This window comes from Azospirillum lipoferum, from assembly GCF_024170005.1.
GTDB lineage: Bacteria > Pseudomonadota > Alphaproteobacteria > Azospirillales > Azospirillaceae > Azospirillum > Azospirillum lipoferum.
Map to the genome: position 1 here is coordinate 66,275 of NZ_JALJXJ010000024.1, position 22,081 is coordinate 88,355.

The 22,081-nt window shown below is 67.8% G+C and carries 15 protein-coding genes; 7 read left to right on the forward strand and 8 right to left on the reverse strand.

Features of this window, described 5'->3' with window-relative positions; translation table 11 throughout:
• The first annotated feature begins 44 nt into the window (after nt 1–44).
• On the forward strand, nt 45–2,333 hold the full coding sequence (locus J2848_RS33605) for a hypothetical protein (protein WP_149233361.1): 2,289 nt from the start codon (nt 45–47) through the stop codon (nt 2,331–2,333).
• A gap of 48 nt (nt 2,334–2,381) precedes the next feature.
• On the opposite strand, the gene J2848_RS33610 is transcribed toward J2848_RS33605, so the two are convergent.
• The 3 genes from J2848_RS33610 to J2848_RS33620 are packed head-to-tail and all read right to left on the reverse strand — an operon-like array spanning nt 2,382 to nt 7,337.
• Nucleotides 2,382–3,734: a tetratricopeptide repeat protein gene (locus J2848_RS33610; RefSeq protein WP_149233360.1), complete on the reverse strand. Its 1,353-nt coding sequence runs from the start codon at nt 3,732–3,734 to the stop codon at nt 2,382–2,384.
• A 2-nt stretch (nt 3,735–3,736) separates the two neighbouring features.
• Nucleotides 3,737–5,170 (reverse strand): HlyD family type I secretion periplasmic adaptor subunit, encoded by a 1,434-nt coding sequence (locus J2848_RS33615; protein WP_149233359.1) that lies wholly within the window; start codon nt 5,168–5,170, stop codon nt 3,737–3,739.
• Nucleotides 5,171–5,180: 10 nt separating this feature from the next.
• Complete coding sequence (locus tag J2848_RS33620) at nt 5,181–7,337, reverse strand: peptidase domain-containing ABC transporter (protein WP_149233358.1); 2,157 nt, start codon at nt 7,335–7,337, stop codon at nt 5,181–5,183.
• Between the two features lie 362 nt (nt 7,338–7,699).
• Between J2848_RS33620 and J2848_RS33625 the strand changes: the two genes are divergently transcribed.
• Nucleotides 7,700–9,664 carry an O-linked N-acetylglucosamine transferase, SPINDLY family protein gene (locus J2848_RS33625; RefSeq protein ID WP_149233357.1) on the forward strand — a complete coding sequence of 655 codons (1,965 nt, stop codon included), beginning with the start codon at nt 7,700–7,702 and terminating at the stop codon, nt 9,662–9,664.
• An 83-nt stretch (nt 9,665–9,747) separates the two neighbouring features.
• Nucleotides 9,748–10,599 (forward strand): FkbM family methyltransferase, encoded by an 852-nt coding sequence (locus J2848_RS33630; protein ID WP_149233356.1) that lies wholly within the window; start codon nt 9,748–9,750, stop codon nt 10,597–10,599.
• 13 nt (nt 10,600–10,612) lie between these two features.
• Here the strand turns inward: J2848_RS33630 and fcl are convergent, their stop codons facing one another.
• Nucleotides 10,613–11,593 carry a GDP-L-fucose synthase gene (gene fcl / locus J2848_RS33635; protein ID WP_170307153.1) on the reverse strand — a complete coding sequence of 327 codons (981 nt, stop codon included), beginning with the start codon at nt 11,591–11,593 and terminating at the stop codon, nt 10,613–10,615.
• A gap of 220 nt (nt 11,594–11,813) precedes the next feature.
• On the opposite strand from fcl, the gene J2848_RS33640 reads away from it, so the two are divergent.
• Nucleotides 11,814–12,983 carry a glycosyltransferase family 4 protein gene (locus tag J2848_RS33640; protein WP_246194073.1) on the forward strand — a complete coding sequence of 390 codons (1,170 nt, stop codon included), beginning with the start codon at nt 11,814–11,816 and terminating at the stop codon, nt 12,981–12,983.
• Between the two features lie 12 nt (nt 12,984–12,995).
• Entirely contained in the window at nt 12,996–13,664 is a 669-nt protein-coding gene (locus tag J2848_RS33645) for a formyltransferase family protein (RefSeq protein ID WP_149233354.1), read from the forward strand.
• Nucleotides 13,665–13,762: 98 nt separating this feature from the next.
• On the opposite strand, the gene J2848_RS33650 is transcribed toward J2848_RS33645, so the two are convergent.
• A complete protein-coding gene (locus tag J2848_RS33650) occupies nt 13,763–15,595 on the reverse strand; it encodes a tetratricopeptide repeat protein (protein WP_149233353.1) in 1,833 nt (610 codons plus the stop codon).
• Nucleotides 15,596–15,787: 192 nt separating this feature from the next.
• Nucleotides 15,788–17,119, reverse strand: coding sequence for a glycosyltransferase family 10 domain-containing protein (locus J2848_RS33655; protein ID WP_149233352.1), 1,332 nt, complete (start codon nt 17,117–17,119; stop codon nt 15,788–15,790).
• 236 nt (nt 17,120–17,355) lie between these two features.
• Here J2848_RS33655 and J2848_RS33660 point away from each other — a divergent pair, with 236 nt between their 5' ends.
• Together J2848_RS33660 and J2848_RS33665 are read left to right on the forward strand one after the other, a co-directional pair.
• Nucleotides 17,356–18,513 carry a glycosyltransferase family 4 protein gene (locus J2848_RS33660; RefSeq protein ID WP_170307152.1) on the forward strand — a complete coding sequence of 386 codons (1,158 nt, stop codon included), beginning with the start codon at nt 17,356–17,358 and terminating at the stop codon, nt 18,511–18,513.
• Nucleotides 18,514–18,602: 89 nt separating this feature from the next.
• A complete protein-coding gene (locus J2848_RS33665; protein ID WP_149233350.1) occupies nt 18,603–20,270 on the forward strand; it encodes a tetratricopeptide repeat-containing glycosyltransferase family protein in 1,668 nt (555 codons plus the stop codon).
• Between the two features lie 72 nt (nt 20,271–20,342).
• Here the strand turns inward: J2848_RS33665 and J2848_RS33670 are convergent, their stop codons facing one another.
• The gene (locus J2848_RS33670; RefSeq protein ID WP_149233349.1) at nt 20,343–21,281 is read right to left on the reverse strand and encodes a class I SAM-dependent methyltransferase; all 939 of its coding nucleotides are present in this window, start codon (nt 21,279–21,281) and stop codon (nt 20,343–20,345) included.
• On the reverse strand, nt 21,274–22,032 hold the full coding sequence (locus tag J2848_RS33675) for a class I SAM-dependent methyltransferase (RefSeq protein ID WP_149233348.1): 759 nt from the start codon (nt 22,030–22,032) through the stop codon (nt 21,274–21,276). Before J2848_RS33675 ends, J2848_RS33670 begins: the two co-directional genes overlap by 8 nt.
• Between the last annotated feature and the right edge of the window lie 49 nt (nt 22,033–22,081).

Genomic DNA, 22,081 nt, shown 5'->3' on the forward strand with positions numbered 1-22,081 from the left:
TCAGGTCCGGAGATGTCCCGCAGCTCTTTCCGCCGAAGGAAGTCATGCCAACCGTCCACGTCTTCGCCAGCGGCCCGCGCCTGAAGGACGGCCAGACCGTCACCGTCGCATCCTGCCGCAGCAGCCAGATCGCGGAAGCGCTCCTGGCCGTGAAGCTCGACGCGACCATGTCAGCCCCGCCGGCCGCCAGCGAACGGGACGCTTCAAGATGGGACGGGGCGGGCGAGATGCAGACCGCCGTTCTGCGCGACCATCGCCCCGGTGCCGCGGTGTGGCTGACACCCGAGCAGTTCGCCCTGCCACCTCACGCCCTGCCGCTGGTCCGCAAATTCTGCGACGTGGCGGGCATGGACGCCGTGGGCGGCGGACTGGATGCGGCACGGGCCGCCTGGAAAAGGGCGGAGGCCGCCGGCGGCTTCATCCTGGACGCCGCGCAGGCCGATCTGGCCCATGCCGTCCTGCCGACCGGCACACCCCTTCTCCACCTGCCGGCCGATTGTCCGGCGGCCTTGCGGATGGACCGCGCGGCAAAGCCCCGCACCGTCCTGGTGATGGGCGACCTTGCTCTTCTGGCTCCGCAGGCGCAGGCCTTCGGAACGCTAACCGGCGCGCTGATGCAGGCCGGGCTCTCCGTCGCCCTGGTGCACCTGCCCTTCCGCTCCGCCACCCAGCCGCCCGACCTGCTGCCGGCGCACACGCAGGTTCTGGCCGCCCCCGTGCCGGAGACGCTCAGACAACTGCTGCGCGAAGCCGCGGTGACGATCGACCCCTTCCATACCTGCGGCGAGCCTTATCTGGCGACCGCGATGCGGCACGCCATCTGCGCCCGCAACAGCATCGGGCTGATGTCCTGGACCGGCGAGGAGGACAGCGCGTCCATCCTGCGCGACCTGACTGCCCGGCAGGTCGCCCTGTCGATCCCACAGAAGCCATCGGATGGCGTGCCTGCCCTGCGCGCGCTGACCAAGCCGCCGCCCGGCCGCCCCGCCGCTCTCTCCGCCGGACCGGATATGGGAAGCGTTCTGCTGGTGGCCGGCGGCGAAGCCGGCCGGCGGCGGGTGGACGCGCTGCTTCCTCTGTTCGCGTCGCTGATCCGCCGCGGACGGCTGGATGGCCTGACGGTGGTGCAGGAAGCGGCAGAGATCGAGACCCCGGCGGTCGAGCGTTATGGCAAACCCTCGTCCGGCAACCTCTATGACGCGGTCCTGGTCTGCGGCATCCCCAGCCGTTCCATGATGGAAGCGATCCTGCTGACGACGGAACGGCGAGGACTGCATCTGGAAGGGACGGCAGGCGGGACAGGAAGCGCTCTGCGCCGCCTGATGGGGGGGCAGACGACCCTGTGCGCCTCATTCCCGGGGTTGTTGAACCGGATGGATCCTGGCCGGCAGGGCATCCTGTTGCCGCCGGCCCTCGATCTGCTCGGCGCTGCGCCGGCCCCGGCCGGCCGGCCCGTCGCCATGGTCATGGACGCCACCGCCGGACTGCCTCTCGCCACGTCGAAGGGGCCGGTCCTGACCGCCATCGCCAAGGCGTCCGCACGCTACGGGCTGCCGCTTCTGTGGTTCGGCACTCCCGACCCGGATTTCTTCCGCTTCATCCCGGATATCCGGATCCAGGCTGCGACGACGCGGCCGGCGATCCTGAATTCCCTACTGCAATGCGGGCCGCTGATCGCCCTGGCTCCGGTCGATGACGGTGTGGAGTGCGACGGCACGCTTCCGGGCGACGAACGGATGATGCTGTTCGGCGCATCCGGCCATCGCGGCATCTATTCCGCCTGCTCCGCCCACGCCGCCAGCACGCTGCCGGCCGGACTGCTGGTGCAGAACAGCGAGACCGCCTGGCTGGACGCCATCGGCCGCCTGCATGGTGCAACGGATATGGTCGGACTCCCGGACGTCGAGGCGATCCGGACGGAGCGGTCGACCGACCGCATCGCCGACCTCTGCCTGCTCGCGCTGCTGACGCGGATCGGCCTGCCGACGCCTGCTTCGCTCGACGGGGTGCTGACCTATCGGCAGATCCACCGCGAAGCGGGCCGACGCCTGCCCTTCGACGAGGAAGCCTATCTGACGGCCAACCCGGATGTCCGCGGCGCCGTGCTGGCCGGGCATTTCCCCGACGGCTACAGCCATTTCGTGCAGTACGGCATGGCCGAAGGCCGCATGCCCGACTACGCTCCCCGCGACGATCCGTCCTTCTCAGAACTGGCCGAACAGGAGATCGCGGCGGGCCGCCGCCGGATGGCCGAGGCTCAGCGCCTGATCATGGATGTCGTCGGGCGGTTGCAGCAGGAAGAGAATGGCGACGGCGGCGGCTCCGGCAATTGACCGGAGCCTGACCGGCATCGGACTTTCCGGTGCCGGTCAGGCCCATAATCAGGCCATCACCATCGATTTCGGGTTCTTCTTCCACTCTTCCATGATGAGCTGGGCCTTGTGGCGGTCGTCGCTGGTCAGCGCGTTGCCCAGTTCATGCGCCTTGGCTTCCAGCCCGTCGCGTTCGGCCCCGGGCTGGGTGCCGGCGGCGGCCATGATGGTCCAGACATAGGCCTGGATCGGGTTGTAGGCCTTGCCCGATTGGTCGGCATAGAGAGCGCCGAGGTTGGTCATGGCGCCGGTGTGGCCCTGCGCCGCGGCCTTGCGCAGCCAGTCCACCCCTTCCACCAGTTCGGGCCGGCCGCCCCAGCCATGGATCAGCATCAGGCCCAGATTGACCTGGGCACCGACATTGCCCTGCGTCGCCGCCTTGCGGTACCAGACCGCCGCCTCGGCATGGTCGGGCTGGCCGGCCAGTCCGTTGGAGTGGATCAAGCCCAGGTTGAACTGCGCGTTGACGTTGCCCTTCTCCGCCGACAGGCGGCACCATTTCAGGGTTTCGCGGTAATCCTTCGGCACCCCGTGGCCACGGGCATAGAGCAGGCCCAGATTGACCTGGGCCACCGGATGGCCCTGCTCCGCCGCCTGGCGGTAGAAACCGGCGGCGCGGACCGGATCGGCCTCCACCCCGGTGCCGTGCTCGTAGATGATGGCGAGCGCCAGCTGGGAGTTGGCATAACCCTGTTCGGCCGCACGGCCGTACCAGACGATCGCCTGATTGATGTCGCGCTCCACCCCCTGCCCATTGGCGTAGAAGGAGGCGAGGGCATGCTGGGCCACCGCATAGCCGTTTTCGGCGGAACGGCGATACCAGTCGGCGGCGACGACAAGGTCCTGCGGCACCCCCTGCCCGAAGGCATGGAGCAGCCCCATGTGGTGCTGCGCCTCGGCATGGCCGGCCTCGGCGGCCATGTGGTACCAGTGCAGGGCCTGGGCGATGTCCGGCGCGATCCCCAACCCGTTGGGATAGAGCAGGGCAAGGTTCGCCTCGGCCGTCGGCGGGCTGGCCTTGGACACGGTCTTGTACCAGCGCACCGGCAGGGCATTGTCCTGCGCCGCCCCTTCGCCGTTGGCGTAGCACAGGGCGAGCGAGAACTGCGCCTCGGTGTGGCCCTGCTCGGCCGCCTTGCGGAACCAGTGGGCGGCGTCGCCGAAATCGCGCACCACCCCCTGGCCGCGGGCATAGAGCTGCCCCATGCGGAACTGCGCCTCGGCATGGCCGCGTTCGGCCAGCGGCATCCAGTTGGCCACGGCACCGGCATAATCCTCCGCCTCGAAGGCGGCCAGACCATGCTGGAAGTCCGGCTTGCGGAAACTGGTGGATTTGTTTCGCTTCAGCAGTTTGCCGAACACAATCAGGGCTCCCGCAGGCTTTCGTCGAACCCGCGCAGGATGGGGCGCAGGAAATAGGTGATGATCCGGCGTTCGCCGACCTTGATGTCGGCCGTCAGCGGCATGCCGGGGATCAGGCGGAAGTTGGAGGGCACATTGTCCAGGGTGGTGGTCAGCAGCTTGACCCGCGCCCGGTAGAAGAGGAGGCCGTTCCCGTTGTCCTTGCTGGAGAAGGAGTCCTCGCTGATCGTCGCCAGCTCTCCTTCCAGCGAGCCATGCTGCATGTAGGGATAGGCATCAAGCTTGACGCGCACCTTGTCGCCGACCTGGACGAAGGCGAGGTCGCGGGCGTCGATGTTGGCTTCGACCTCCAGGGGCGCTCCGACCGGCACCAGGGTGAAGAGCGGTTCGGCTTCCTTGGCGATGGAACCGGGGGTGGCCTTGGGCGAGACCTCCAGCACGATGGCATCGACCGGCGCGTCCAGCTGGACCAGCGCCTGGCGCTTGCGCGCCTTGGTCAGCTGCTCGCGCAGCGCCTCGCGCTCGTTGCGCTGGGTGGTCAGCTCCTCGATGATCTTGCCGTTCCACTGCTGGATGAAAACGTCGCGCTCCGCCAGCTGGGCCTGCAGATCATGGCGGTTGCCCTGCAGCTCGTTCTGGTTCAGGACCAGATTGCGCTCGATGTCGATGCGGTCGCTGGTCGCCTGCAGCAGGTTCAGCTTGCTGCCGACCTGCGTCGCCAGCAGCGAGGAGCGCATGTTCTCGATCTCCCGCACCACCTTCAGCCGCTCGTTCAGGTGCAGGCGGTCCATCTCGTACTTGGCGACGTTGGACTGCAGGCGGGCGAGCTTCTCCTCGTAATTCTGCATCTGCGACTGGTACTGCGCCTGGCGCTCGCGCCACAGCGCCTGCTGCAGCGTGCTGTAGCCATAGCGGTCCGCGGTCGGCACGAAGGGCTTGCCGTCATGCTCGGCCTCCAGCCGGGCGATCAGCGCATCGGCATTGGCGAGGCGGGATTCCAGCTGCAGGACGTCGGCCTGGGTGAAGGTCGGGTCCAGAGTCGCCAGCACCTGCCCCTGATGCACGACGTCGCCGGCACGGACGAGGACCTGCTTGATCGCCGCCATCTCCAGCGGCTGGACCATCACGTTGGGCTCGGTCGAGATGATCTTGCCCTGGGAGGCGACGATCTTGTCCAGGTAAGACAGCGACGCCCAGAGGATGCCGGCGATGACGAGCAGCGCCAGCAGATGCAGCGTGATGCGCGCCAGGAAGGGATCCGGCGCGTTCTGGATCGCCTCCGTATCCTTCTGGAAGGCGCCGATCGCCGCCTTTCCACGCGCCTTGGACCGCTTGTCCAGCGGTTGCGCCGGCCCCTGCGGCATCAGGTCGTTGGCGGGAACGCGGGCCGTCTCGATTTTCGCAAGCTTCTGTGCGGTCGGCTTCTGTGCGGACACGGGCGCGCTCCTAGATATGCCGGTTCTGCTGGTGCCAGAGATGCTGATAGATGTCGCAGCGCTTCAGCAGTTCGTCATGCTTGCCGCTGTCCACGACCTTGCCGCGGTCCATCACCAGGATGGTGTCGGACGGCACCAGCGACGACAGGCGGTGCGAGATGATGATGACGGTACGGCCACGGGCGATGTTCATCAGGTTGGCCTGGACGATGGCCTCGCTCTCGGCGTCGAGGGCCGAAGTCGCCTCATCCATGATCAGGATCTTCGGGTTGGTCAGCAGGGCGCGGGCGATGGCGAGACGCTGGCGCTGACCGCCGGACAGGTTGGACGAGCCTTCCTCCAGCATGGTGTCCAGGCCCTTGGGCAGCCGCTCCACGAACTCGTCGGCGCCGGCCAGATGGATCACCCTCAGGATCTCCTCGGTCGTCGCCCCCGGCTTGGCGGCGGAGACGTTCTCGCGGATGGTGCCGGTGAACAGGAAATTGTCCTGCAGAACGACGCCGATCGAGGCGCGCAGGTGATCCAGGTCATATTCGCGCAGATCCCGGCCATCGATGCGGATCAGGCCTTCCTGCGCCCGGTGCAGGCCCTGCAACAGCCTGGTCACGGTGGTCTTGCCCGAACCGCTGCGGCCCATGACGCCGAGGATGGTGCCTTCGGCGGCGTTGAAGGACACTCCATCGAGCGCCGGCGGGGACGAGGGGGCGTAGCGGAAGCGCACCTCCTGGAACTCCACCGTGCCGCGGAGCGGCGTGCGCAGGCCGCGGCCGGTGCGTCCCTCTTCCGGTGCGTGGTTCATGATCCTGCCCAGCATCTGGACCGACAGCGACACTTCCTGGAACTGCTGCACCAGCTGGGCCATCTGCAGCAGCGGCTGGGTGACGCGGCCGGCCAGGATGTAGAAGGCGATGAGCGCGCCCATCATCAGGTCGCCGTTCAGCGCCAGATAGGTGCCAAGGCCGAGCAGGCAGGCCATCATCAGCTGGTTCAGCGGCTGGGCCACCGTCTGGCCGATGATCATGATGCGGCCGACGTCGAAGCGCTGTTCGGCGGCCTGGGCGACGCGGTGGTCCCACTCCAGCTTCTGACGGCTGTCGAGCGCCAGCGACTTCACCGTGCGCATGCCGTGGATGTTCTCGATCAGGAAGGACTGCTGGCGGATTTCCGCGTTGTACAGATCCTTCAGCCGGCCTTTGATCAGCGGGATCATGATGCCGATGTTGATCGCCATCAGCAGCGAGAACACCAGGACCAGGAAGGTCAGCGGCACGCTGTACATGAACATGATCGGCAGGAAGACGACCAGCGAGACCGTGTCCAGCAGCGTCATGAAGAGCTGGCCGGTCAGGAAGTTGCGGATGCGCTCGGCCTGCTGGAAGCTCTTGACGATCTCGCCCGACGACACCTGCTCGAAATAATGCATCGGCAGGCCGACGAGCTTGTTGAAGACCTGAACGTTCATCTTCGCGTCGATCTTCTTCGTCGCGTAGAGCATCAGGTACTGGCGCAGATAGGAGAAGGCGGCCTCGAACAGGATGACGCCGATCATGCCGATCATCAGCACGCCGAGCGTGCCCATGCTGCGGTGGACCAGCACGCGGTCGACCACCAGCTGGAAGAAGATCGGCACGGCAAGCGCAAACAGGCTCATCAGGATCGCGGCGATGCCGATGTCACGGAAGATGCGGCGGTGGCGCAGGATCTCCACCAGGAACCACTTCAGGCCGAAGGGCTGCTCGGTGTCGGTCAGGCCGTAGTCGCGCTTCAGCAGCACCACCTCGCCGGCCCAGGCCTGGCTCAGGCGGATGCGGTCGACCGGCAGGATCAGTTCCTGCCCGGCCAGCGGGTCCTGCAGGATGGCGACGTCGGTGTCGCCCTGCTTGCCGAAGCCGACCACCACCATCGAATTGCCGTTGCGCAGGCGCAGGATGGCGGGAAAGGCATCGTGAAGTTTGCCCAGATCGTCCCAGTCCAGCGTCGTCGCCTCGGCCTTCAGGCCGATCGACTTGGCGACGCGCAGCAGGCGCGCGGTGTCCAGCTCCTCGTTCCCGATGACGTTGCTGTGCTGAAGCCGCTCGGCCGAAACGTCGAGGCCACGCTGACGCGCGACGACAGCCAGGGAATGCAGCCCGGTGTGGGCGCAGGGGACTTCCGCAGCGAGGGTCATGGGAACCGCCGTGAAAAATGTGGAATGCGTCGCGAAAGCAAGGTCTTCATACCGTTCGGTCACCCGGTTTCGATCGACCATGCGCTCCTTGGGCCCAGGGCGCGACGAAGCGCGTAGAGTCCGCCACTTGCGGACGATGTATAGCCACGCGATTCCGCTGGAATAGCAGAAGTGGCCCAACAGCGGCAAGCCATCTGTCCCAGGGCGCATCCGCCATCCATCATATGTCTCCACCCCATGTGGCCGTTGCGGCACATCCGTCCGGAGACGAGATGCCGCTTGCGGACAGTGCATGGTCATTGCTATCGACCGGCAGGACGGCTCTTCTGCCGACGAAGACTTAACGCCAAGCGGTCAGCCCGATGAAAAAGCCTTCACGCAAGCAGGCCAAGGCCAAACGCCCCGCCATTCCGGCTCCCTCCCCCCGGAGTGCTCTCCCGGCGGCTTCGGCGGCGGACGCCGGCTTCACCCGCGCCCTGATCCTGCACCGGGAAGGCCGGACGGCAGAGGCGGAGGCCGGATACCGCGCCGTGCTGGCCGCCGATCCAGGCCACACCAACGCCAACAACAACCTCGCCATCATCCTGCGCGCCCGCGGCGACTGGGAGGAGGCGCTGGGCTGCTACCGCCAAGCGCTCGCCCGCAACGCGGCCGACCCCTTCGTCCACAGCAACCACGGCTGCCTGCTGCAGGACATGGGCCGGGCCGCGGAGGCGGAGGAGGCGCTGCGCACCGCCATCCGGCTGAAGCCCGACTATGCGGAGGCGCATTTCAACCTGGCCAACATCCTGCGCAACCGCGGCGACCGCGAAGGCGCCCGCGCCGCCTATGGCGAGGCGCTCCGCCTGAAACCGGACATGGCGGCGGCCCTGTGCAATCTGGGCGACCTGCACAAGGGGGCGGTCGAACTCGCACGCGCGGTGGACTGCTTCGTCGCCGCGCTGAAGGCGGACCCGAAATCGGCCGAGGCCTGGAACAACCTGGGCGAGACGCTGAAGGAGATGGGCCGCATCGATGAGGCGGTCGCCGTCTTCCAGAAGGGGCTGGAGGCGCACCCCACCCACGCCCTGATGCATTCCAACCTGCTGCTGGCCCTGCATTACACCCCGGCCGTCCCGCCCGAGACCATCTTCAAGGCCCATGTGGGATGGGCGCAGCGCCATGCCGATCCGCTGCTGCCGGCCGGCAAGCGCCACGCCAACCCGCGCGATCCCGAACGCCGCCTGCGCGTCGGCTACGTCTCGCCCGATTTCTGCGCCCATTCCGTCGCCTTCTTTGCCGAGCCGCTGATCCGCGAGCATGACCGCGGGCGCTTCGAAGTGTTCTGCTACCATGCGTCCACGCGCTCGGACGTGGTCACCGAACGGCTGAAGGGGCTGGCCGACGGCTGGCGGTCGCTGGTCGGGGTGGACGATGCGCGCGCCGCGGCGCTGGTCGAGCAGGACGGCATCGACATCCTGGTCGACCTGACCGGCCACACCGCCAACAACCGGCTGACCCTGTTCGCCCGCAAGCCGGCGCCGGTGCAGGCGACGTGGCTGGGCTATCCCGACACCACCGGCATGCGCGCCATCGACTGGCGCTTCAGCGACGCCGTCGCCGAACCGCCGGGCGAGGCCGACCGGCTGAGCGCCGAGCGCATCGTCCGGCTGCCCAACGGCTTCCACAGCTACCGCCCGCCGCTGGACGTCGCCCCGCCGGCCGAACCGCCGTTCCGCGCCAACGGCCATGTCACCTTCGGCTCCTTCAACAACACCTCCAAGGTGACGGGGGAGGTGGTTCGCGTCTGGTCGGAGATCCTGAAGCGGGTTCCGAATTCCCGCCTGATCGTCAAGAGCGCCCAGATGGGCGACGAGGAGACACGCCGGCGCTATCTGAACACCTTCGTCCAGTACGGGATCGACGCCGGCCGCATCGAGCTTCTGGCCCGCATCGACGCCGCCGACGGACACCTGCGCGCCTACGACCGCATCGACATCGGGCTCGACCCCTTCCCCTACAACGGCACCACCACCACCTGCGAAGCCCTGTGGATGGGCGTCCCGGTGGTGACGCTGGCCGGCGCCAACCATGTCGCCCGCGTCGGCGCCAGCCTGCTGACCCACTGCGGCCTGACCGAGCTGATCGCCGGCGATGAGGCAAGCTACATCGCCACCGCGGTCGCGCTTGCCGGCGATGCGGAGCGCTTGGGCGGGCTGCGCCGCACCATGCGCGACCGGCTGGACGCCTCCCCGCTGACCGACTACAGGGGCTTCGCCCGGGGAGTCGAGGCGGCCTACCGCGCCATGTGGCGCGACTGGGTGGCGCACGGAACCGCGTCGGCCTGATCGGCCGGGATGCATTGCCGGCACAGTCCGCAACCGGTATGAAGGGCATCCCGACAAACGCCCGCCTTTTACGGGAGCCCTTCATGCCGGTCATCGACATCGTCCTGGACCTGCCGGACCGCCAGCCCAAAATCCTTTTGGACCTGGACGACCGCCACACCAACGAGCGGACGATCGCCGACTGGATCCGGGGCGGGCGCTTCTACGAACCGGACGTGTCCCTGGCGCTGACCCGGCTGGTGCGCGAGGGCGACTGCGTGGTGGACATCGGCGCCAATGCCGGCTTCTTCACCATCCTGCTGGGCGCCCTGACCGGGCCGTCCGGACGGGTGCTGTCGGTAGAGCCGGGGGCCGACAACCTGGAGCGGCTGAGAAACAACATCGCCCTCAACGGCTTCAGCCACGTGACGGTGCTGGACCGTCCGCTCAGCGATGCCGAGGGGCGGGTCAGCTTCTTCATCAACAGCGACGACAGCGGCGGCAACGCCCTGTGGGATCCCGGCCGCTTCCCGGCCAACGAGCGGTCGCGCGCCACGCCGGTCGCCCACAGCCTGCAGGCGACGACGCTCGGGACGGCGGTGGTGGAGGCCGGGCTGCAGGTGCCACGCCTGATCAAGATCGATACCGAGGGGGCCGAGCAGCGCATCCTGACGGGAGCCGGCGCCCTGCTGCGCGACCGCCGGGTGCCCTACGTGATCGCCGAACTGCACGAGTTCGGGTTGGAGCAGATGGGCGGCTCCCAGGCGGGGCTGCGCGGCCTGATGGAAGGCTTCGGCTACGCCACCTTCCTGCTGAACCATGACGGGTCGCTGCCCAAGCTGATCCCGGCCGGCACCGCGATCCGCGCCAACCACTTCCCCAACCTGCTGTTCAGCACGCCGGACGCGGTGGCCTCCGGCTGGCCGGAGGAGCAGGTGCAGGTCCGGCTCCCCTGACCCCCGATCCTGGTCACAGCCCCCGCAGGCCGCCCCGATCGACGTTCTCCAGGAACCAGCGATAGGTGGTGGCGAAGCCGTCGCGCAGGGCGGTGGGGGCGGTCCAGCCCATCTCCGTCATCCGGCTGACGTCCATCAGCTTGCGCGGGCTGCCATCCGGCTTGGAGGTATCGTAACGGAACTCGCCCTCATAGCCGACGACGTCGCGGATCAGGTCGGCCAGTTCGCGGATCGACACCTCGCTGCCGGTGCCGACATTGACGTGCGGCTCGTCCGAATAGTTCCGGGTCAGGAAGAGCAGACCGTCGGCCAGATCGTCGGCGAACAGGAACTCGCGCTTGGGCGACCCGGTGCCCCACAGCTCGACGAAGGGCAGCCCTTCCACCTTGGCGCGGTGGATCTTGGCCAGCAATGCTGCGGCGACATGGCCCCCCTGCAGGTCGAAATTGTCGTTCAGACCATAGAGGTTGGTCGGCATCGCCGAGATGAAGTCGCAGCCATACTGGCGCCGATAGGCCTGGCACATCTTGATGCCGGCGATCTTGGCGATGGCGTACCACTCGTTGGTCGGCTCCAGCGGGCCGGTCAGCAGGGCGTCCTCGCGCATCGGCTGCTCGGCCAGCCGCGGGTAGATGCAGGAGGAGCCGAGGAAGACCAGCTTCTTCACAGCCGTCCGGTAGGCGCCATGGATGATGTTCGTCTCGATCGCCAGATTGTCGTAGAGGAATTCGGCCGGCCGGGTGGAGTTGGCAAGGATGCCGCCGACGGTGGCGGCGGTGACGAAGACCACATCCGGCTTCGCTTCGGCCATCCAGTCCTCGACCTGCGACTGGCGGCGCAGGTCGACGCGGTCGCGGCCGACGGTGAGCAGGTCGCAGGGTTCGCGCTCCAGCCGGCGGACGATGGCCGCTCCCGCCATGCCGCGATGCCCGGCCACCCAGACCCGTTTGCCCTCCAGGGAGAAAAGCGATTCCGTCCGCACCTTGAGCACCATGCCGCTATGGAAAGCCGCCGTTGTCGTAGCATCCGGAATGCAGGGAATCCAGTCCGCTCCCGCTCGACTTGACAAGCGCCGGCCCGGCGCGGGATCGTCCGCCCGCTTGCGCCGGTCAAGCATCCTGTACCGGGCATCCTGTACCAGGCATCTTGTGCCAAGCATCCTCCAGCTGCCGATATGGGCGGCCAGACCTAAGGTTCCCGTCATGATTCCGAACTTGGCTTTCACTTGGCAGCTCACGGAGGTCCACGGCTGGGGGCTGGTGGGTGTCCACACCGCCCTTTACCTCGCCGATGTCGGCCGGCCGCCTCTGCTGCTGGAAAAGCCGCTGATGGGCACCCTGCGTCCGGAGAACCGCGCAAAGCTGCAGCCCCTGGAGGGCCCCTACCAGCAGGTCACCGCCATGGCCGACAACGCCAAGGGCCACATGCTGCTGCTGAAGGAGTTCGACGTCCTGCACGCGCTGGGCAACGGCTTCACCGCCGGCGGCCCGTCGATGCGCTTCCGCGGCCGGCGCAACATCGGCGTCATCGCCTACGAGGAAACCCGCTTCACGCCCGAGGTGATGGACCGCGCCCGCCAGTACGACCGCATCGTCGTGCATTCCACCTACAACAGGCAGCTCCTGGAGATCTGGGGCTTCGACAATGTCGGCCTCGCCTTCCAGGGCATCGACCCGACCGAGATGGTGGAGGCCGAACCGAGCGGCCGCTTCGGCGACCGCTTCGTCGTCTTCTCCGGCGGCAAGCTGGAATTCCGCAAGGGCCAGGACATCGTGCTGGCCGCCTTCCTGCGTTTCCGTCAGCGCCATCCCGACGCTCTGCTGGTCACCGCCTGGCAGAACGCCTGGCCGGAGGTCGGCATGACCATGGCGGAATCGCCGCTGGCACCCAAACCGCCGCGGATCCTGCCCAACAACATGATCGACGTGAAGAGCTGGGCGATGGAGAACGGCGCCGACGAGGACGGCTTCGTCGACCTGGGCTTCCTCGGCCGCCACCAGATCGCACGCGTCCTGGCCGACTGCGACGCCGCCCTCTTCCCCAACCGCTGCGAGGGGGCGACCAATCTCGTCGCCATGGAGGCGATGGCCTGCGGCGTCCCGGTGGTGCTCTCCAACAACACCGGCCACCGCGACCTGCTGAAGAGCCCGACCCAGGGCGACGACCTGTGCCTGACGCTGGACCATCAGGTTCCAGTCGCCGACCGTGACGGCAGCCGCTTCGGCTGGGGCGAATCCTCGGTCGACGAGCTGGTGGAGGCGCTGGAGCGGATCTACGCCGACCGTGCCGCCGCCAGGGCGCGCGCCGCCCGCGCCAAGGCCTTCATCCGCACCGAACGCACATGGCGTGCCTTCGCCGAGGCGTTCGTCGACGCCACGCAGTGAGGGAATCCGGGCATGCCCGCCACCCTGGTCCTGTTGTCCCAGCCGGAGGATGCGCGCCATCTCGCCGCCATCCTCGCCGGCGCCAACCCCGACCTGACCGTGGTGACGGCGGCCGACCGGTCCCAGTTGGAGGCTGCGATGGCGGGATGCGGACAGGTCGACCGCCTCGTCGCCTTCCGGACCAACTGCGTGGTGCCGGCCGGGCTGCTGCGCCGGGTATCAGGTCCGTCCTACAATTTCCACCCCGCCCCGCCCGCCTATCCCGGCCGCCATCCCTTCGCTTTCGCGCTCTATGACGGAGTGACGCAGTATGGGGTCACCGCCCATGAGATGGCGGAGCGGGTGGATGCCGGCCCGATCGTCGGCGCGCTGACCTTCGCCCTGCCCGCCGATCCCGACCCGGTCTGGCTGATCGACCAGACCCATACGGCGCTGGTCCAGCTGTTCGTGATGCTGGCGCCGCAGCTGGCGGCGACCGGCCGGCCGCTGCACCGCACGGATCTTGCCTGGGACCACAGCCGCCGCTGCACGGCGAAGGCGCTGGATGCGCTGCGCACCCTGCCGCCGGATATCGGCGCGCAGGAAATGGAACGCCGCATCCGCGCCCTGCGCAGCGTCAGGCAGGAGGGGCTCCGCCCCAGCATCATCCTGCACGGCCGCCGCTTCGTGCTTGAAGATTAGAGCCTGTCTGGCGCTTCAATAGGCACCAGACAGACTCTAATCTTTTGGTCTTCCGTGTGATTCACGCTCCAAGCAATCCCTCTTGAACCGATCGCACTCTAGCGCCCCACCCCGTCCAGGGCGTCGAGCAGGCGGCGGGCGGCGGCGTCCCAGGTGAAGCTGTCCATCAGATGGCGGGCCGCGGCGCGGCGCTCGCCCTCGGGATCGCGAATGACGCGGGCCAGGATGTCGACCGCGGCATCCTCGTCCGGGTGCCACCAGTCCAGCCCATGGAAGGGCGGGTAATAGTCGGTGCTGTAGGGCATCAGCGCCGGACCGGTGGTGCAGGGGATCAGGTGGGCGACGCGGTCGTTCAGATAAGCGGTGTAGGCGCTGTGCCTGGGGGCGATCAGCCCGGCCCCCAGACAGCCGGCGCGGGTGATCGGCAGGTCCCAGCCCTCGCCGTGCGACAGGCTGAAATAATGGGTCGCCATGGCATAGATGCCGGCGATCGCCGCCTCGTCGTAGCGGTCGGTCAGCAGGGCGATGGGGGCGGCATCCTCCAGCCGACGCCCGGTGGCCTGAATGCATTGCCCGACCAGACGGCGGACCTCGCCGGCAAGCGCCGATCCGCCCTTGCCCACCTTCAGGATCAGGATGGCGTCGTCGTCGGCGCGGGTGGCGCGCAGCCAGACCCGCAGCAGCCCGTCCAGGTTCTTGCGCGCGACGAAATCGGAAATGTTGAGGACACGCACCCGGTAATCCATCACGCTGCGTCCGCGCGGGCCGGCGATGGGCAGCGGCGACGCCGACGCATCGGCCGGGTGGGGGGCGATGCCGGGCGGACAGACGCGGATGCGGTCCTCCGGGTGGCCGGCGGCGATCCAGGCAAGGCGCGAGGAGTCGGTCGGCACGATGACCAGCTCATGCTCCCGGTTGCAGGCGGCCCAGGAGGCCGGGATGCGCGGCCCCTCGAACATGGTGTAATTGACCGCCGGCAGACCGGGGATCGGTTCCACCAACGGCGGGGTCAGCACGCTGAGCGCCAGCCGCGCCCGCATCGGATCGCCGAGCCGCCGGGCCGCCGCCTGTAGGATCGGGTCGGTGAAGGCCGGACGCCAGCTTTCCTCCTCCAGCAGTCCGGCCAGCCGCAGGGGCGTCCCGCACTCCATCAGGCTGCACACGAAATGCTGGGCGAAGTCGCCGTAGCCCGACAGCACGGAGAAGGGAGCCCGGACCAGCAGCCCCTCCGGCGTGTGGGGCCGGCAGGCCTCCGCGGCGACTCGGCGGTAGAGCCGGGCACGGGTCAGCATGACGCCGGGCTGCCCGATAGCCGGCTTGGCCCCGGACGGAACGGGGCAGGCCGCCAGCAGCGTCTCTTCCGCCAGGTCCGGACGGCCGAGCGACAGCCAGGCCGCGGCCAGATGGTTGCGGGCATCGGCATGGTCGGGGTTCCGCGCCACGACGGGGGCCAGCACCTCGACCGCCTGGGCATAGGCGCAGTGCGACAGCAGCGCCACCGCCAGCTGGACCTGCCGGCCAGGGTCCGTCGGGCAGAGCCGGGCGGCATGGCTCATGTGGCGCGCGGCCGCGACGTAATCGCCGCCCCCGTGCAGGAGGTTGGCGAGCCGGCCCTGCACATCCGCGTCGCCGGGCGTCAGCAGGCAGGCGACGCGCAGATGGCCGACGGCCTCCTGCTGGGCTCCGCGCGCCAGCAGGACCACCGCCAGATTGACGCGACCTTGCGCGAACAGCGGATGATGGGCCAGCAGCCGGCGCAGCAGCCGCTCCGCCTCGTCCAACCGGTCGGTCTGGAACAGGACGGCGCCAGCCAGGCTCAGCGCGTCGCGGTCGGCGGGATCGTCGCGCAGCACCTGCTCGGCCAGGGACAGCGCCTCTTCGCGACGCCCGGCCTTGTACAGTTCGATGGCGCGGTCGGTGACGTGTCCCATGGCGTGGCCTTGAGCAGAAAAAGAGGGAGCGGAAAAAAAGAGGAAAGAGGCGTTTGGGCGAAGAAAACGGCGCCTCGTCCGGCCCTGGGCCCTTTCGGCGGCATAGCACAGGCCAATTTGGCCGGTCAATTGAGCCCGGCCGCCCCGATCCCCGCCCTGACCAAAGACCCCGACCAAAGACAGGGCGAACCGTCAGCGGCCTTTCTGGAAGGAAACCTCGGGATGAAGGGTCACCTGGCGCCAGGCGTCGCCCCTGGCATCGGCACAGATCTCGGCCAGGCGGTTGAACATGTTGTGGCCGTTCAGGACGACTGCACGTTGCCGGGCCAACAGCGTCGACACATCGGTGTCCCGGTGCTTTTCCATGAAATCCATGATCCGCCGGTATGTCGCATCCGGATCGCGGAGGTCGATCTCGCAGAAGGTCGATGGGTCGAACGCCTCCCTGATCCTGGCGAAGCCGTGATAGATGGGGATCGACCAGCCGAGATAAGCGTCGGAAAGCTTTTCCGTCCAGTAATGGTTGCTCTGGTAATTCTCTATGCACAGGTGGAATTTGTACGGAGCGATTGCCGCCCATTTGGTGGCGACCTCGCAATGGCCCCGGCCGTACAGATGAAGCTTGTCCCCCATGAGGGTCTTCAGCCGGCGCAGAAACTCCCCCCGGACGACATGCCCCTCGGTGAGCGTCTTGTCCGACACGATGGCGGAGACGGCGAAGGCCTTGTCCAGCCCGGTCACGCCGGACAGCAGATCGTAGTCGATGGGTCCCGATCCGGGCCAGGCCTCCGCATCGGACAGCCCGATGTGCCAGGGCAGCGGAACCTGGGACAGCAGGACACGGGGATGGACCAGTTCCTCGTGGGAGGTGACGATCAGATCGAACTGGTCCAGGTACCCGCGGCTGTAGCGGGAGAGGGACGGCGGTTCCCCGGTCGCCAGCACGAGGTTGCCCTGCCGGCAGGTCACCGTCCTGGGCACGTCCAGATCCTCGTAGACCACCACCCAGTCCGACCGCCCCTCCTGTCGGTTGGCGACGAACTGATGGTTTCCCCAGCGCCCGGCGCCGCCGGGGGTCTGCCGCAGCCAGGGCTGGCCCCACCACTTGTACAGAAGGTTGACGGTGATCGGAGCGGACGGCGTCCCCTTCGGCTCCGCCCGGACGCGCAGGGGGGCGGTCAGGATGCGCTGCCGGCTGTCGATATCGGCCAGTTCGGCCAGGGCTTCCTCGTCGCCGGGCAGAAGACGGGCAATCTCGCCATAGCAGTCCTTCGCCTCGTCCAGCCGGTTCAGGCGCTTGGACAGCGCCCCGACGAAGCGCAGCAGAACGGGCTGGCCGGGAAACAGGGCCATCGCCCGGCGCGCGAGGCGAAGCGCCTGCCCGTCCCGCCTGACGCCTTCCAGCCCCTGGGCCAGGATGAACCACTGGTTGGCATCCGCCGGATCGACGGACAGATGGTGGACGCACTGCCTCAGCAGGCTCTCGAACTGGCCCGGGGCGGTGAATTGAAGGCGCTGACGCATCGATCGGCCTGACTTGTGCGGGGGTCGTCGCCCCCGCCTGTCGCGGCGGAGGATGAGAGGAAGGCGGCAATCTCGGACAGTCCGCCCGCTTTTTCAACATGAAGCGCCCGTCATCCGGTGCCTGCCGTCCGGCGGATGCAGATGCTATGAAACCGGCCGGCAGGCAGCCTATAACTCCCGGGTCGCCCACCGGCCCCGTGCAGCCTGTCGCCCTTCCGAAAAAGGCTTTTCGACCCATGAAGCTCCTCATCATCGACTCCCGCGTGACGAAGGCGAGCGATGCCTACAGCGAAGCGGAGGGAATGGGCGGGATCGCCTCGTCGCTGATCTACCTGTCCGACAGCCTCGCCGCCGAGGGGCACGACGTCATGCTCGCCATCGCTTCCGACCCGGACATGCGCCGCAGCGGGGTCAGGATCGTCGACTGCACCAAGGTCACGGCCGGAGACCTGAGCGGGGTCGAGGCGGTCATCGTCAGCAACAACGCCGACAACGTGACGTCGGTGAAGCGGTTCCTTCCCTCCGTGCCCACCTTCCTGTGGGTCCATATCCAGCATGACGTGTGGTTCCACGACCTGAAATGCCTGGCCCACTACCTGGACACCGACCATGCGCGCTCCGCCGACGGTATCGTGTTCGTCAGCGAATGGCAGAAGCGGGTCTTCCTGGAGAAGTTCAAGGACACCATTCCGGCGGAGCGGTGCCATGTGATCCGCAACGCCTGCAACCCCTTCGTCCTGCGGCAGCGTGATGACGAGGCGGGGCTGTTCGATGCCAAGCGGACGGCGCTGGAGGTGGCCTATGTCTCGGCGCCGACGCGCGGGCTGGACACCCTGCTGAAGCTGTGGCCGGCGGTGCGGGCCGACTGCCCGGCCGCGACGCTGGCCGTCTATTCCGGGCAGTCGATCTACGGCGTCGCGCAGGCGGACGATCCCATCCATCGCCTGCTCAGCGGCATGACCATGGAGGGCGCCGAATACCGCGGCCCGCTGTCCCATGCCCGCCTGACCGAACGGCTGCTGGATACCGCGATCGTCGCCTATCCCACCGCCTTCGAGGAGACCTCCGGCATCGCCCCCATCGAGGCGCTCGCCGCCGGCTGCAGCCTCGTCTGTACGGACCGCGGCGCGCTGCCGGAAAGCGCCGCCGGCTTCGCCACCATGGTTCCCTATGGCGAGGGTGGCGACGCCTTCGAAGAGGCCTTCGCCGCCGCCCTGATCGCCAAGGTCAGGCAGTGGCGCGACGGCGATGGAGCGGAACTCAGGACCTCGCTCAGGCACCAGCGGCAGGTGATCACCGCCAATTACCGCTGGGAGAACCGGGCGCTCGAATGGAAGTCTCTGATCGCCCTCTACCGGACGGGGTTCCGGACAGACAAGCGGCGGCCCGATTGACGATGCCCGACTGACGATGATTGCATTCGGGCGTCGGCTTTCCCCATAACCGCCGCACATCTTTCAGTACCTCTGCGAGTTCCAGCCCCATGTCCGTTTCGCAGCAGTTCCTCATCCGTGCCGTCGATGCGCATCAGAGCGACCGCGCGGAGGAGGCCCGGCAACTTTATCGCCTTCTGCTCGCGGTCGACCCGTCCCACCCCGACGGCCTCCATCTGCTGGGGCTGATCGAGAAGCGGCTGAACCGGACGGACCGCGCGATCCCCCTGATGCGGCGGGCCCTGCATGTGGAGCCGTACATGCAGGGCGCCCGGCACAACCTGCGCCGCACCCTGCAGACCAATGGCGACCATGTCGGCAGCGAAAGGCTGCTTCGGCAAGTGGCGACGCTGGACCCGGCCGACGCGGAGGGGTTGTTCGCGCTGGGGATCTCGTTGATGCGCCAGGGCAAGGCGGGCCAGGCGCTGTTGCCGCTGCGCTGCGCCGCCACGCTGCGGCCGGACCACCAGGAGGCCCGCATCCTGCTGAGCGAAGCGCTGGTGAACACCCCCACCTCTCAGGCGGCTGGTTTGAACGAGGCGCTGAGCCAGGCCCGCTATGCGCTCACGCTCCATCCCGACCATGGGGTGGCCAATCTGCAGATGGCGCTGGTCCTGGAGGAATTGGCGCGGACGATGGAGTCCCTGACCTTCGCCCGCCGCGCCCTGCGCGTGCAGCCGGAAATCACCGATGCCCGTCACATCGCCGGCCTCAACCGGTTACGGCTCGGTGACTTTGTCGGCGGCATGGCCGATATGGAAGCGCGCAAGAACAATATTTGGTTCCGGAACGAACCGAACCCCATTCCCGTCTGGCATGGCCGCCCACTCCCCGATGATGCGGTGATCATCAAGAGCGAGGGCGGCTGGGGCGATATGATCCATTTCGTGCGCTTCGTCCCACAAATCGCCCGCATCTGCGGAGAGGTCGCCGTCGTCTGCCCACCACCGCTGCGCCGTCTGCTGTCGACCTTGTTGGACACACCGGGCAATGTCCGCTTCAATCCGGATCGTCTTCCCAAGGCCCGCGGACGGGCAATGATTCTCAGCCTGCCCCATCTGCTGGGTTCGACACCCGACAGCATACCGAACCGCCCCTATCTATCTGCCGAACCCAACCGGGTGAAGCACTGGGCGGAGCGGCTGGCGGGCCTGGAAGGGTTGCGCGTCGGCATCTGCTGGACCAATGGCGACGAACGCCGCGGCCCCGATCTCAAGCGGTCGATCCCCTTCGATTTCGTCCGGCCGCTGGCCACCATTCCAGGGGTTAGTCTGGTCAATCTGCAAAAACAGGACAATGCCGCCAAACGCCTGTCCGATGCCGACGAGGCGTTGCTCCACCGACCGGGACCGGAGTTCGATGCCGGGCCGGATGCCTTCCTCGACACCGCAGCGGTGATCGAGACACTGGATCTGGTGATCGCCATCGACAGTGCCGTTCTGCACGTCGCCGGCGCGCTCGGGGCTCCCGTCTGGCTGCCGGCCCCATACCGGATGGACTGGCGCTGGATGAACGATGCGGAGAAGAGCATCTGGTATCCGTCGCTGCGAATCTATCGTCAGGACTACCAGTGGGACTGGTCCGCCCCGATGGCCCGCATCGCCCGCGACCTTGCCCGTGCCGCAGAGGCGAAGGCCGCCGGTCTGGCCCCCAGCCTGCTGCCTCCGTCGTCAGAAGCGGACCGGCTTTCCTGTCATACCGTCAGGCGTAAAGCCTGACACATCGGGTTTTACGCCCGCCCTCGGTCGGTGGGACGGAAGACAGGTTTCGGCCGCTCGGCTCCGTCCCCGCTATTCCTTCTTGCGCGCCACGAAGATGATCGGCGTTTCCCAATGCAGGCGCCGGGCGAGCCAGATCGCCGGCTCCAGCAGGCCGGAGCGGTGGACGAAGGTGACGATGCGCTTGGCGACCGACAGCGCCGCCCAGTCGCCGAAACCCAATGTGCGCAGGCGCTGCTCGAAGACGCCCCAGCCCCAGTCCAGCACCTCCAGCCTGCCGGGATGGCGGCCGAGCCAGCGGTCGAACCAGGGACGGTCGATCAGGTTGAGGGTGTCGACATAGGCCGGGTCGCGCCCGAACAGCCGGACATAGAGCTTGGCCAGCCCGGCCGGCATCCGCGGCAGCCACAGGATGCCGTAATGTCCTTCCCACCAGGAGCCGTAGTTGGGCACGACGACCAGCAGCAGCCCGCCCGGCTTCAGCACGCGCAACGCCTCGTCCAGCACCGCCGCCGGGTCGCCGACATGCTCCAGCACGTTGGAGGAATAGACGATGTCGAAGCTGGCATCCGCGAAGGGGATCGCCTCGCCGGTTGCGTCCCGCACCGCGTCGGCCGGCAGGCCGTAATGATCGATCAGCCGGCGGCAGACGTCGAGCGTGGAGCTGTATTCGCCCATGCTGGGCTCGATGCCGTGGATGTCGAGCCCATGGGCCGTGCGCCCGCGCACCACGGTCATCCCGCAGCCGGATCCGACCTCCAGGATGCGGGCCCCGTCCGCGTCGACGCCGGCCGCCGCGGCGGTGCGCCGCAGTTCCGCCACCTGCTCGTCGGCGCGCGCCTCCGACAGCATGTCGCGCACGACGTCGGCGACCGGCACGCGGGTGACGCCGCCGATGAAGCCGCTGTCGATGTAGCCGCGGGACAGCAACCGGCCCAGTTCCTCCCAGTCGGGTTTCTCCCGATCGGACGCAACCGTCCGGCCCTCCTGTCCCGCCGCCGCCTCAGGCATTCTTCGTCGCCCGGATCACGAAGATCGTGGCGCTCTTCATCCGGCCCAGACGGTCCTGGATGCATTCGGCCTTGAAGCCGTTGCGTTCGAAGAGTGCGACGATCTCCTCGATCGAATAGAAGGTCTTGTAGGGCGGATAGTACCAGTCCTCGACCTGGGCCTGGATCGACACGTTGTCGGCGCGGCGGTTGATCTCCTGCCCCTTCAGCAGGCAGGCGACCTTGGTCAGGCCGGTGAAGAAGCCGCCGACCAGCTTGCGCCGGGCCGGCGTGTCCATGTAGGCGCGGCAGAAATGGCGCACGCCCTCATGCACCGGCGACAGCCAGGTCTTCAGGTAGAGGCCGAGATAGACGGTGCCGCCCGGCTTGGTGACGGCCATCAGGTTGCGCATCACCTTCATCGGGTCGGGCGCCATCATCGCCACACCCCAGCACCACACCAGATCGAACGGCCCCAGCTTCGGGTCCAGTTCCTGGAGATCCTGGTGATGGAACTCGATGTTGTCGCGGCCGAAGCGCTGGGCCTGCTGGCGGGCGGTGGCGAGGCTGTCCGACGACACGTCGACCGACACCACCTGCTCCGCCATTTCCGACAGGATGACGGAGCAGATGCCGTGGCCGCAGCCGGCATCCAGCGCCCGGCCGATCTGCCGCTCGGTCAGCGTCTCCAGCATATACTTCTTGGTCTCGTCGTAGATCGGCACGAAACGGGGCCAGAAATCGTCGTAGAATTCCTTGGTCGCGAGATCCATGGGGCTGCCCTCCCGCCCGCTGAGGGCGTCGCTTTGGTCGTGATGGTGG

What these genes read in the sequence shown, in the direction of transcription:
- J2848_RS33605 (WP_149233361.1), top strand. Translation starts at nt 45, where the DNA reads ATGCCAACCGTCCACGTCTTCGCCAGCGGCCCGCGCCTGAAGGACGGC.
- J2848_RS33620 (WP_149233358.1), bottom strand. Translation starts at nt 7,337, where the DNA reads ATGACCCTCGCTGCGGAAGTCCCCTGCGCCCACACCGGGCTGCATTCC.
- J2848_RS33625 (WP_149233357.1), top strand. Translation starts at nt 7,700, where the DNA reads ATGAAAAAGCCTTCACGCAAGCAGGCCAAGGCCAAACGCCCCGCCATT.
- J2848_RS33630 (WP_149233356.1), top strand. Translation starts at nt 9,748, where the DNA reads ATGCCGGTCATCGACATCGTCCTGGACCTGCCGGACCGCCAGCCCAAA.
- fcl (WP_170307153.1), bottom strand. Translation starts at nt 11,593, where the DNA reads ATGGTGCTCAAGGTGCGGACGGAATCGCTTTTCTCCCTGGAGGGCAAA.
- J2848_RS33645 (WP_149233354.1), top strand. Translation starts at nt 12,996, where the DNA reads ATGCCCGCCACCCTGGTCCTGTTGTCCCAGCCGGAGGATGCGCGCCAT.
- J2848_RS33650 (WP_149233353.1), bottom strand. Translation starts at nt 15,595, where the DNA reads ATGGGACACGTCACCGACCGCGCCATCGAACTGTACAAGGCCGGGCGT.
- J2848_RS33655 (WP_149233352.1), bottom strand. Translation starts at nt 17,119, where the DNA reads ATGCGTCAGCGCCTTCAATTCACCGCCCCGGGCCAGTTCGAGAGCCTG.
- J2848_RS33660 (WP_170307152.1), top strand. Translation starts at nt 17,356, where the DNA reads ATGAAGCTCCTCATCATCGACTCCCGCGTGACGAAGGCGAGCGATGCC.
- J2848_RS33665 (WP_149233350.1), top strand. Translation starts at nt 18,603, where the DNA reads ATGTCCGTTTCGCAGCAGTTCCTCATCCGTGCCGTCGATGCGCATCAG.
- J2848_RS33670 (WP_149233349.1), bottom strand. Translation starts at nt 21,281, where the DNA reads ATGCCTGAGGCGGCGGCGGGACAGGAGGGCCGGACGGTTGCGTCCGAT.
- J2848_RS33675 (WP_149233348.1), bottom strand. Translation starts at nt 22,032, where the DNA reads ATGGATCTCGCGACCAAGGAATTCTACGACGATTTCTGGCCCCGTTTC.